The sequence below is a fragment of the Cohnella boryungensis genome (assembly GCF_042651945.1).
Lineage (GTDB): Bacteria > Bacillota > Bacilli > Paenibacillales > Paenibacillaceae > Cohnella > Cohnella boryungensis.
Genome location: NZ_JBHSED010000019.1, coordinates 75,492 through 86,661, shown reverse-complemented (window position 1 = coordinate 86,661; position 11,170 = coordinate 75,492). Strand labels below are relative to the sequence as shown.

11 protein-coding genes and 1 tRNA gene are annotated in these 11,170 nt (G+C 53.2%); all 12 read left to right on the top strand.

Annotation, left to right across the window (positions count from 1 at the left end; all coding sequences use genetic code 11):
- Positions 1-213: 213 nt before the first annotated feature.
- Entirely contained in the window at positions 214-1,455 is a 1,242-nt protein-coding gene (locus ACFO1S_RS12230) for a putative glycoside hydrolase (RefSeq protein ID WP_204604934.1), read from the top strand.
- A 132-nt stretch (positions 1,456-1,587) separates the two neighbouring features.
- Positions 1,588-3,045 (top strand): IMP dehydrogenase, encoded by a 1,458-nt coding sequence (guaB, locus tag ACFO1S_RS12225; RefSeq protein WP_204604935.1) that lies wholly within the window; start codon positions 1,588-1,590, stop codon positions 3,043-3,045.
- Positions 3,046-3,187: 142 nt separating this feature from the next.
- Complete coding sequence (locus tag ACFO1S_RS12220; RefSeq protein WP_378126838.1) at positions 3,188-4,528, top strand: D-alanyl-D-alanine carboxypeptidase family protein; 1,341 nt, start codon at positions 3,188-3,190, stop codon at positions 4,526-4,528.
- A gap of 78 nt (positions 4,529-4,606) precedes the next feature.
- The gene (gene pdxS / locus ACFO1S_RS12215; protein WP_204604936.1) at positions 4,607-5,488 is read left to right on the top strand and encodes a pyridoxal 5'-phosphate synthase lyase subunit PdxS; all 882 of its coding nucleotides are present in this window, start codon (positions 4,607-4,609) and stop codon (positions 5,486-5,488) included.
- Positions 5,489-5,583: 95 nt separating this feature from the next.
- Positions 5,584-6,159, top strand: a complete 576-nt coding sequence (gene pdxT, locus ACFO1S_RS12210; RefSeq protein WP_204604937.1) for a pyridoxal 5'-phosphate synthase glutaminase subunit PdxT — start codon at positions 5,584-5,586, stop codon at positions 6,157-6,159.
- A gap of 3 nt (positions 6,160-6,162) precedes the next feature.
- Positions 6,163-7,443, top strand: a complete 1,281-nt coding sequence (gene serS / locus ACFO1S_RS12205; RefSeq protein ID WP_204604938.1) for a serine--tRNA ligase — start codon at positions 6,163-6,165, stop codon at positions 7,441-7,443.
- Between the two features lie 82 nt (positions 7,444-7,525).
- Positions 7,526-7,614 (top strand) — tRNA-Ser (locus ACFO1S_RS12200).
- Between the two features lie 486 nt (positions 7,615-8,100).
- Positions 8,101-8,448: a hypothetical protein gene (locus ACFO1S_RS12195; protein WP_204604939.1), complete on the top strand. Its 348-nt coding sequence runs from the start codon at positions 8,101-8,103 to the stop codon at positions 8,446-8,448.
- Positions 8,449-8,463: 15 nt separating this feature from the next.
- Positions 8,464-8,634, top strand: coding sequence for a hypothetical protein (locus ACFO1S_RS12190; RefSeq protein WP_204604940.1), 171 nt, complete (start codon positions 8,464-8,466; stop codon positions 8,632-8,634).
- A gap of 18 nt (positions 8,635-8,652) precedes the next feature.
- Positions 8,653-8,805: a small acid-soluble spore protein P gene (locus ACFO1S_RS12185; protein WP_204604941.1), complete on the top strand. Its 153-nt coding sequence runs from the start codon at positions 8,653-8,655 to the stop codon at positions 8,803-8,805.
- Between the two features lie 131 nt (positions 8,806-8,936).
- Positions 8,937-9,845 (top strand): YitT family protein, encoded by a 909-nt coding sequence (locus tag ACFO1S_RS12180; protein ID WP_204604942.1) that lies wholly within the window; start codon positions 8,937-8,939, stop codon positions 9,843-9,845.
- Positions 9,846-9,974: 129 nt separating this feature from the next.
- Complete coding sequence (locus tag ACFO1S_RS12175) at positions 9,975-11,057, top strand: hypothetical protein (RefSeq protein WP_204604943.1); 1,083 nt, start codon at positions 9,975-9,977, stop codon at positions 11,055-11,057.
- Positions 11,058-11,170 lie beyond the last annotated feature (113 nt).

Genomic DNA, 11,170 nt, shown 5'->3' with positions numbered 1-11,170 from the left:
GCCGTGACGACTTCGTCGCACGGGTTCGCTTCCAGTTTTCAGGGCGCAATCTGCCCGATTGACGAAGCACTCTCCATCCCGGAGGGTGCTTTTTGGCATTGTTAATCCTATCCTCGGCAGTCACATTCCGACTGATCTCCCATAAACTCAGACGTAGGACTTAGCTTTGGAATGCAAACAATACCGTTACTTTGCAAGGGAGGTAGGTTTGCAATGAACCCAAGCCCAGGGAAAGCAGTGTTGAAGCTGCTCCTATTGTCCTACATTCTTCTCACAACGGGAGCCGGATGCACCGTTCAGAGCGCGGAGGCGGAACGAGACAAGCACAGGCTGGAGGAAGGCCTGCTCCGATCCGGCTATCCGCAGCGGCAGATCAAGGCGCTTCAAACGCAACCCCGTGCGAAGGGGAGAAATAAGTCTAGGGGACTATCGCTCACCCAGCCAGTAAGGGCGATTTACGTCTCTTCCCATGTAGCGAACGGCAGTCGATTGCAGGAGCTGATTCGGCTAATCGACGCTACCGAGCTTAATGCCATGGTTATTGATATCAATAGCGGCATTGCGCTGACCTCCCCCAGGCGCGTAAATGGACGGACGGACGAGGCGCTTCCCGTTCTTTCGCAGAAGAAGGCGGCTCGCCATTTTCAAGAACGGATACAGGAGCTGAAGCGGAAGCGCATTTATCTGATCGCCAGAATCGTTACCTTCAAGAACCCTGAGCTGGCAAACGCCGTCCCATCATGGGCAATGAAGCGTCGGGACGGCGCGATCTGGAGAGACCGCAGCGGAACGCCATGGATTGATCCTTATAAGAAGAAGAGCTGGGAGTACCCAATCGCGCTTGCGGAGCATGCGGCGCAATTAGGTTTCGATGAGGTTCAATTCGATTATGTGCGTTTTCCGGAGAACGCTTCCAAGGTGGATCGGGAGGTCAAGTACGCCAACACGGAGAATTGGACGAAGGCCGAAGCGATACGCAGCTTTCTCCATCTGGCTAATGCCAGGCTGCACGATCTAGGCATCCGCGTATCCGCCGACGTGTTCGGTCTGGTAGGCTCTTCGGAGGATGATATGGGAATCGGGCAGAAATGGGATATGTTGACCAAGGAAGTGAATGTAATCTCGCCGATGATCTATCCCTCCCATTACTCAGACGGCATGTGGGGGATTGCGCATCCGGATTTGACTCCCGGTCCCATTATCGCGCGAGCGCTTAAGGATGCCGCGAATCGAAATCGGCGCTTGCTGGACAAGCATGCTGCGACGGCTCAAGTGCGTCCTTGGCTCCAGGCCTTCACGGCGAGCTGGCTCCATCCTCATCAGAAGTACGAGGCGGCGCAAGTCCGAGAACAGATTTTGGCCGCGCGCAATGCCGGGTACTCCTCTTATATGCTCTGGAACTCCTCCTGTCGATACCCCATGTTTAGCGTGGGAACCAAGTCGGGTCGAACCTGAAGAACGCTGATTTAATGCGGTTTTGGCACGTTTCAAATGTGCTTGACAGCCCATGATGCCTCTGCTAAGATTGACGATAATCAATCGGAGACATTAGCCGGATATGCAACCGGCAAGAGGGGGTAATTAGCTGTGTGGCAAAACAAATTCGCCAAAGAAGGACTTACATTCGATGATGTGCTGCTCGTGCCCCGGAAATCCGCAATTCTTCCAAGGGACGTCAGCGTTTCGACTGTATTAAGTCCTTCGGTAAAGCTTAACATTCCGTTGATCAGCGCGGGGATGGATACGGTCACGGAATCGGCTTTGGCGATCGCGATCGCTCGGGAGGGCGGAATTGGAATTATTCATAAGAACATGTCCATTTCGCAGCAAGCGGAAGAGGTTGATCGGGTAAAGCGCTCGGAGAGCGGAGTTATTACGAATCCTTTCTCCTTGACGCCGGAGCACCATGTCTATGATGCCGAAGAGCTGATGGGCAAATATCGGATTTCAGGCGTTCCTATTGTGGACGAGGAGTCGAAGCTGGTCGGTATTTTGACTAATCGCGATCTTCGTTTCGTGCATGACTTCTCGATTAAGATTAAAGATGTCATGACCCATGAAGAGCTGGTAACGGCCCCTGTAGGCACAACCTTGCAGCAGGCAGAGGGTATTCTGCAGCGTCATAAGATCGAGAAGCTCCCGCTCGTCGATGAGACGAACACGCTTAAGGGACTTATTACGATCAAGGATATCGAGAAGGCGATCCAGTTCCCGAATGCCGCGAAGGACCACCACGGACGGTTATTGGTCGGAGCGGCGGTCGGCGTATCGAAGGATACGTTCGAGCGGGCCGAGGCGCTGGTAAACGCAGGGATCGACGCGCTTGTTGTCGATTCGGCTCATGGACACCATATCGATATCGTCTCGATGGTTCGCAAGCTTCGGGAAAAGTATCCCGACCTTACGATTATCGCGGGCAACGTCGCAACGGGAGAAGCAACGCGCGACCTGATCGAGGCCGGCGCATCCGTCGTCAAGGTGGGTATCGGACCGGGTTCGATCTGTACGACCCGGATTATCGCCGGCATCGGCGTGCCGCAGGTCACGGCGGTATATGATTGCGCGACCGTAGCGCGGGAGTATAACGTTCCGATTATTGCGGACGGCGGGATCAAGTATTCCGGAGAGATCACGAAGGCGATTGCAGCCGGCGCAAGCTGCGTCATGCTGGGAAGCCTGTTTGCGGGTACGGAAGAAAGCCCTGGCGAGGCGGAGATTTATCAAGGCCGCCGTTACAAATCCTATCGCGGCATGGGCTCGATTGGGGCAATGAAGGAAGGCAGCAAGGACCGGTATTTCCAGGAAAACGAAAGCAAGCTTGTACCGGAAGGCATTGAAGGTCGGGTCGCCTACAAGGGCCCGCTCAAGGATATCATTCATCAGTTGCTTGGCGGATTGCGCTCCGGCATGGGCTACTGCGGAACGGCAACGATCGAAGAGCTGAAGAACGATACCCAGTTTGTCCGCATTACGGGCGCGGGCTTAAGAGAGAGCCATCCGCACGATGTTCAGATTACGAAAGAAGCGCCGAATTACTCCCTGTAAGATAGGACTAGTGAGGCCATTCATTCGTTAGGAATAATAAGGAAGCCGAGGGTTGGGAATAATCCTGCCTTCGGCTTTTTCCTTGCAGGAGCCTATGTTACAATAGGAAAGGTATTTTATTAGCGGAAAAGGGGAGAATGCGTTGAATCGCCATCATCTATTGTCGTTGCCGAAAGCATTCCTGTCGAAACGGCTTGTCGCCGTAGTTGTACTTGTTAGTTTTATGTTGCTGTTCGGCTTGTCTTCTATCGCATCGGCTGCAGATGAAGTTCCGGGAGCTCCCCAGCTACAAGCGAATTCCGCAATTCTCATGGATGCGGAAACCGGGCAGGTTCTATATCAACTCAATGCGGACACTGCTGCTCCTCCTGCGAGCATGTCCAAAATGATGACGGAATATTTGGTTTCCATGGCAGTCAAGCAAGGAAAGCTGTCCTGGGACGATAAAGTGACAATCGGAGAGAATGCGGCAAAGCAGATCGGCAGCCGGATCCTGTTGGCTCAAGGCGATCAGCATACGATAAAAGAGCTATACATCGCAATGGCCGTCTACTCGGCCAATGATGCTACGGTTCAACTTGCCGAAGAGGTGTCCGGCTCGGAAGAGGCGTTCGTGAAGCTCATGAACGAAACGGCTGTCGAGCTTGGAATGACGCAGTCTCATTTCATTAACTCTACGGGCTTGGATCGTGCGGATATGCCGGAGAAATACCGTCCAACTTCGGTAGAGGGAGAGACGATGATGTCCGCAAGGGACGCCGCCACGCTTGCCTATCGAATTATCAAGGATGACCCCGAATTTCTGGAAACCGCGAAAATCCAGGAGTACAAGTTCCGGCAGCGCGATAAGGAGCCGATGAAGAACTGGAACTGGATGCTCGGGTCCAACAAAGACAACCCGACGCTACGCAAGTTCGCTTACGAAGGCGTAGACGGTTTGAAAACAGGGCATACCAGCAGTGCCGGCAACTGCTTCACGGGAACTGCGCTGCGCAACGGCACCCGGCTGATCGCAGTCGTCATGGGTGTTCCGGGAGGCGTCAACGACGGCAAGCGCTTCTTGGAGACGGCGAAGCTGTTTGATTACGGCTTCAAGAGCTTCGAGAAGAAAACGATCATCGATGCCAAAGCAGTCGTGCCCGAGCATGAGTCGCTGAAGGTCAAGAAGGGCAAATCTACCGAGGTTCCAGTCGTGACGGCATCCGATCTGACGGTGCTGGTACCTAAGGGCGCTGTCGTTGAGCCCGTCGTGCAAGAGGTCAAGAGTACGGAAGATCCGCTTGTAGCCCCGATCGCTCAAGGGGACAAGGTTGGCACCGTGACCTACAAATATAAAGATCCTTCGACTCAGGACGAGAAGACGGTAACGATCGATCTGATCGCGTCGGAGGAAGTAGACAAGGCCAGCTGGTGGAGGCTGCTGCTCCGTGCCATCGGTAACTTCTTCTCCAGCTTGTTCCAAGGCATCGTGGATCTTTTCTAAATTCCGAGTTGTACGGTTGCCTATTACACCTCTATGCTGTAAAATTTATGGTTAGAATCTTCGGGAGGCATGAGATCAATGGAAACAGGAACATCGAGAGTTAAACGCGGCATGGCCGAGATGCAAAAAGGCGGCGTTATCATGGACGTCATGAGCGCCGAGCAAGCTAAAATCGCGGAAGCAGCCGGTGCGACCGCCGTTATGGCATTGGAAAGAGTGCCTTCTGACATTCGCGCCGCGGGCGGAGTTGCCCGGATGGCCAACCCTGAGCTTGTCGAGCAAGTCATGAAAGTCGTGAGCATTCCGGTTATGGCGAAGGCTCGTATCGGCCACTACGTAGAGGCGAAAGTATTAGAATCCCTCGGCGTTGATTATATCGACGAGAGCGAAGTGCTGACGCCGGCAGACGAAGTGTTCCACATTGACAAGTCCTTGTTCACGATCCCGTTCGTGTGCGGAGCGAAGGATCTTGGAGAAGCGTTGCGCCGGATTCAGGAAGGTGCGTCCATGCTTCGGACGAAGGGCGAGCCGGGAACCGGGAACATCGTAGAAGCGGTTCGTCATATGCGGATCATCACTGGACAAGTTCGCCGTATCCAGAACCTGTCCAAGGACGAGCTGTATCATGAAGCCAAAGTACTTGGCGTAAATTACGATTTGCTCCTCAACGTCCATACCTCCGGCCGTTTGCCGGTTGTCAACTTCGCTGCAGGCGGTGTTGCGACGCCTTCTGACGCGGCGCTGATGATGCATCTGGGCGCGGACGGCGTATTCGTCGGATCGGGTATCTTCAAATCCGACAGCCCGGAGAAATTCGCTCGCGCGATCGTTGAAGCGACGACGCACTACGAGGATTATGAGCTGATCGCCCGCGTGTCCAAGGACTTGGGCGAGGCGATGAGAGGAATCGATATTTCCAAGCTGCCTGCTTCCGAGCGGATGCAAGATCGCGGACTGTAAGGATCGACTCCATCGAGCGGCTTCCGCACGGCTTATGCTAAGCCGTGGGAGGCCGTTTAAGATTTTATAACTAGCGTGCGGAAGAAGGAAAACTCATGAACATCGGAGTATTGGCGTTGCAAGGCGCGGTGGCCGAGCATATTCGCAGCATTGAGCTGGCGGGAGGCACGGGCGTTGCCGTCAAGAGAGTCGAACAGCTTGCGGAGATAGACGGATTGATTATTCCCGGCGGGGAGAGCACGACAATCGGCAAGCTCATGCGCAAGTACGATTTTATTGACGCGATTCGTGCATATGCGCAGCAGGGCAAGCCTGTGTTCGGCACTTGCGCTGGACTGATTGTTCTGGCCGAGCGGCTGGAAGGGAGCGAAGAGCCTCATCTGCGCCTTATGGATATGACGGTTGCGCGTAATGCGTTCGGAAGGCAAAGAGAAAGCTTCGAGACCGATCTGGATGTTACAGGCATCGAGACACCGCTGCGTGCGGTGTTCATTCGCGCTCCTCTAATTAAAGAGGTCGGAGAGAAAGTCGAAGTGCTATCCGTCTATCAAGGTGAAATCGTGACAGCCAGACAAGGCAACCTGCTGGCTTCCTCCTATCACCCCGAGCTGACGGACGACTACAGACTTCATGAGTTGTTCATTCGCATGGCCCAGGAAAGGGGACAATAACCGATGTTGGACGTGAAGCTGCTTCGCAACGATTACGATAGGGTAGCGCAAGCCTTGAAGAACCGCAATGCTTCGCTGGATTTAATCGCGGACTTTCCCGAGCTGGACACGAGCCGCAGAGAGAAGCTAACGGAGAGTGAGCAGCTCAAGAACCGTCGGAACGTTGTTTCGCAAGAGGTAGCCAAGTTAAAGAAAAATGGCGGAGACGCGGATGAACTGATTGCCGAGATGCGCAGCGTGAACGATCGCATCAAGCTGCTTGACGAGGAAGTTCGCGAGATCGAGCTGCAGATGGACAAGCTGGTGCTGTCTATTCCCAATGTGCCGCATGAGAGCGTTCCGGTAGGCGCTTCGGAAGAGGATAATGTCGAAATTCGAAAAGTCGGGACGCCCGCCACGTTCGAATTCGAGCCAAAGCCGCACTGGGAGCTGGGCACGGAGCTGGGCATTCTCGACTTCGAAGCCGCAGCCAAGGTTACGGGATCGCGATTTGTTTTCTCCAAGGGGCTGGGCGCCCGACTGGAACGGGCCTTGATTAACTTCATGATGGATCTGCATTCCGATCAACACGGCTACGAGGAAATTTTGCCTCCTTATATCGTTAACCGCGATAGCCTAGTGGGCACCTCGCAGCTGCCGAAGTTCGAAGATGACTTATTTAAGATCGAAGGGACGGATTATTTCCTGATCCCGACGGCGGAGGTTCCAGTAACTAACTTCCATCGCGAGGAGATACTCACGAGCGAGGACCTCCCTAAGGCTTTCGTAGCCTTCAGCGGCTGCTTCCGCTCGGAAGCCGGGGCTTCCGGGAGAGATACTCGCGGTCTGATACGCCAGCATCAATTCAACAAGGTCGAGCTGGTTCAGCTGGTCGCGCCTGACAAGTCCTATGAGGTGCTGGAGCAGTTGACCGGTCATGCCGAGAAGGTGCTGCAGCTGCTTGAGCTGCCGTACCGGGTATTGGCTCTGTGTACGGGCGATATGGGCTTCGGTTCGGCCAAAACGTACGATTTGGAAGTGTGGCTGCCAAGCGCGAATACGTACAGAGAAATTTCCTCCTGCACGAACTTCGAGGATTTCCAGGCTCGCCGCGCCGGCATTCGATATCGTCCGGAAAGCGGAGCGAAGCCGGAATTCGTCCACACGTTAAACGGGTCGGGCCTGGCGCTCGGACGTACGGTGGCGGCGATCATCGAGAATTATCAGCAGGCGGACGGAACCATTAAGGTTCCGGAAGTCTTGAAGCCATATATGGGCGGCTTGGATGTAATTGCCCCCCGATAGGGGTTGAAGTGTCCCAAGCGGGTGTGATATGATGATTTGGCAGTGTCGGTCGAGCCTTCTAGGCTAGCCGTCTGCCAATCGTGGAGAGATACCGAAGCGGTCATAACGGGGCGGTCTTGAAAACCGTTAGGGTGCAAGCCCACGTGGGTTCGAATCCCACTCTCTCCGCCATAAGCAAAAAACAGCCCGATTCCTGAGAAGGAATCGGTTTTTTGTGTAATGGCGGCTGTGGGATTCGAACGGGCCGTTAAGCGGACATGCCAAAAGGCATGTTCGTAGGCCCCGGCGTGATAGTCGCGATTAGAAGTGGCCACGAATCGTACGGACAGCGGAAGCGACGGAGCGAATCCCACTCTCTCCGCCATAAGCAAAAAACAGCCCGATTCCTGAGAAGGAATCGGTTTTTTGCATAATGGAGGGTGTGGGATTCGAACGGGCCGTTAAGCGGACATGCCAAAAGGCATGTTCGTAGGCCCCGGCGTGATAGTCGCGATTAGAAGTGGCCGTACGAATCGTACGGACAGGGGAAGCGACGGAGCGAATCCCACTCTCTCCGCCATAAGCAAAAAACAGCCCGATTCCTGAGAAGGAATCGGTTTTTTTTGTCGCATAAGAAACCGCCAATGGGTCAACCTAACGGAGCGGAGGTGCTTTACAATGTCCAGCAAAAACGAATTAACCGTGCCCCAGCAGGACCTGGTTGAAGCCTGGCAGAGAACGCTGCCCGAGCGGCTGACCGAGGGAGATACGGCGGAGGTGCATGCGAACGGGGCCGATCCCGGCTCCTTCCACGTTCATATCAAAACGGCCGGCCGTCAAATGATGGAGTTCGATTTTGCCGTGCGATATGTCGATAGCCGCGAAATCGACATCCAGCTTACCGATGTCGAGAAGGATGGGCAGACCATCGACGAGCGGCCCGAACCGATTCAGCAATTGATCGGAGATTACCGTCGCCATCTTCACGAGACTGCGCAAGCGCTGCATCATTATACCCATTCCTAGAAGGGGGCAGAGACCGTGTCGGATCGTACAGACAATTCGGATAAAAATTTGAGCAATGTTGTCGAGAGCCTGGAGCAGGAAGCCGTGAATTCCCATCAAGCCCAACAGCTGCAGCAGAAGAAAAACGACCGTCGCCATCAGGATGCGCTGAACCATGATAGCCCGACCGATCTGAAGCATTTGTAAGAACGAGGAGGAGAAGCCATGAGCAAGCCGAAGTCGCAGTCGGTGCCGCAGCCCGGGGATGAGCACGGACCGCGTCATTCAACCGTAGATCCGCAGCCGAATGAACCGTTGTCCGGGTCGAAAAAAGTCAAAAACCGCAACCATACAAGGCATAACAATGCAGAAGGCTGACCCTTGCACTGCGAATCCCGGCAAAAAGCCGGGATTTTTTTGCATAAATATACTGTTCCATCCTCTCCCTTAGTTTACCCCTAGTATCTACATTGGTATAATGAAAGAAGTTTAATAAAGGGGGACTATTCATGACCGACACAATATCTTCACTGGGGCCGCCTGGCACGCCAACAGCGATTAAACATACGAAGCAGAAGCCTCTGGAGATCATTCGTCGCATCCTGCTCATTACGATCGGAGCTGTGCTGGTCGGTGTCGCCCTGGAAATATTCCTCGTAAACAATTCCATCATTGACGGCGGAATTACGGGCATCTCCATTATGACCTCCTATTTATCAGGCGTCCCCATAGGCATTTTCCTATTCATCCTCAACTTGCCGTTCCTCATTCTTGGCTACAAAACAATCGGCAAAACCTTCGCTTTATCTACACTCCTTGGAGTAGGGGTACTCTCCATATCTACGACATTGCTCCATCCTGTAAAACCATTTACGGACGACATTTTTCTTGCGGCTGTGTTCGGCGGAATCTTTCTTGGCGCGGGAACGGGCATAGTCATCCGTGCGGGAGGCTCCTTGGACGGCACGGAGATCGTCGCGATTCTGCTGAACCGGAAATCTCCGTTTTCCGTCGGACAGATGGTCATGTTCATCAACTTCTTCATTCTAAGCAGCGCAGGCTTCGTATACAGCTGGGATCGCGCAATGTTCTCGATGATCGCCTACTATATCGCCTTCAAGGTCATCGACCTGACCATAGAGGGCTTCGATGAATCCAAGTCCTGTTGGATCATCAGCGAGCAGCATAAAGAGATCGGAGATGCGATTACGGCCCGTCTTGGGCGCGGCGTCACCTATCTTCATGGTGAAGGCGGCTATACCGGGGATCAGAAGAAGGTCATCTTCTGCGTCATTAACCGTCTGGAAGAAGCAAAGCTGAAAACGATCGTTGGAGAGCTTGATTCCGGCGCATTTCTGGCTGTCGGCAACATTCATGATGTCAAGGGTGGAAGGTTCAAGAAAAAGGACATTCACTAAGCTTATTTTACGGAATTTAGAAAAACTTTAACGCAAAAAGTCTTTCCGCACAGTGGCAATTGGGATACAATGGAGATTGGTTTATTGAATCATAAACATAGGTAATTATCATGGAAGGGGTTTTACATCTTGTTCAAACGCAAATTGGGCTTCGCGGTTCTCGCGGTGATGATGACCGTTGCTCTGGTGCTTAGCGGATGCACCAAGGAAAAATCACCGAAGGACGCGCTCCAGTCGTCGTTGTCGAAGTCGGCCGACATTAAATCCTACAATTTCAAGGGAAGCGTGAAGGTTGAAGACTTTAATTTCCCTGACGATGAGCTGAATGCCAATGAGGCTGCAGCTATCGTGAACACGCTGAAGAGCGCGGAGCTTTCCTGGACCGGCGCTTACCGGGCTGATCCGATGTTATTGGAAATCAACCTGGAGGTTGCGCTGAAAGGCGACCTTGCCGTTACGTTCAAGGTTCCGATCATCATGACGCAAAAGAAGATTTGGGTGAAGGTTCCTAACATTCCAATGCTGCCGCTGCCCGAGACTATTATCGGCAAGTATATCGAGCTGGATCTGGAAGAGCTGGCCAAAGAAGCCAACCAGCCTATGCCAAGTCTTAACGTGGCCCAATCTCAGAAGTTCTACAACGACGTTGCAGAGATCATCTTCAAGCACGTAGAGGAAGAGAAATTCCTTTCCAAGGTAGCTGTGAAAGACGCAGCGATTCCAGCTGATGTCGATGTGAAACAAGTGGTTCAGTTGCATGTGGATCAGACGCAAATCGAGCCATTGATCAATACGGCTGTAGAAAAGATTGCACCTGAAATCATCGAGCTTCTGGCAAACAATAAGGAATACCTCGATTTGTTCGAGCTGAAGAAGGAAGATCTTGATCAGTTCAAGAAGGAGCTCGCTGAAGTTAAGAGCGAAGACATCTCCAAGGGACTGGCAGATATGAAGAATGAGCTGAAGAAGCTTGACGTTAAGGTGAACTACGGAATCGACAAGAAGGAATATCCGGTCTATACGGATGCAACCTTCAACATGGCCATCGAGTCCGAGGAGCTGACAGGCAGCTTTGGTTTCAGAGTGACCTCCCAGAACACGGGCATTAATGAAGAGCCTAAGTTCGAGACCGGCGAGCCAAAAGCAGAGGAAATCATGACGCTGGAGCAGCTGCAGAACGAAGTAGGCGCTCTCTACGGCGGCGGCTTCTAAGCTTCGGAAATCCAAATCAATGAGCGAACCCAGGCAGGGAATGACCTGCCTGGGTTTCTTTTGCGGATATTAAAACCGGGATAAGAATCGCAATAAAGTGCAAAGGGACGGAT

Coding starts and splice junctions, on each gene's coding strand:
- ACFO1S_RS12180 (WP_204604942.1), top strand. CDS start 8,937: ATGACCGACACAATATCTTCACTGGGGCCGCCTGGCACGCCAACAGCG.
- ACFO1S_RS12195 (WP_204604939.1), top strand. CDS start 8,101: ATGTCCAGCAAAAACGAATTAACCGTGCCCCAGCAGGACCTGGTTGAA.
- pdxS (WP_204604936.1), top strand. CDS start 4,607: ATGGAAACAGGAACATCGAGAGTTAAACGCGGCATGGCCGAGATGCAA.
- pdxT (WP_204604937.1), top strand. CDS start 5,584: ATGAACATCGGAGTATTGGCGTTGCAAGGCGCGGTGGCCGAGCATATT.
- serS (WP_204604938.1), top strand. CDS start 6,163: ATGTTGGACGTGAAGCTGCTTCGCAACGATTACGATAGGGTAGCGCAA.
- ACFO1S_RS12230 (WP_204604934.1), top strand. CDS start 214: ATGAACCCAAGCCCAGGGAAAGCAGTGTTGAAGCTGCTCCTATTGTCC.
- ACFO1S_RS12185 (WP_204604941.1), top strand. CDS start 8,653: ATGAGCAAGCCGAAGTCGCAGTCGGTGCCGCAGCCCGGGGATGAGCAC.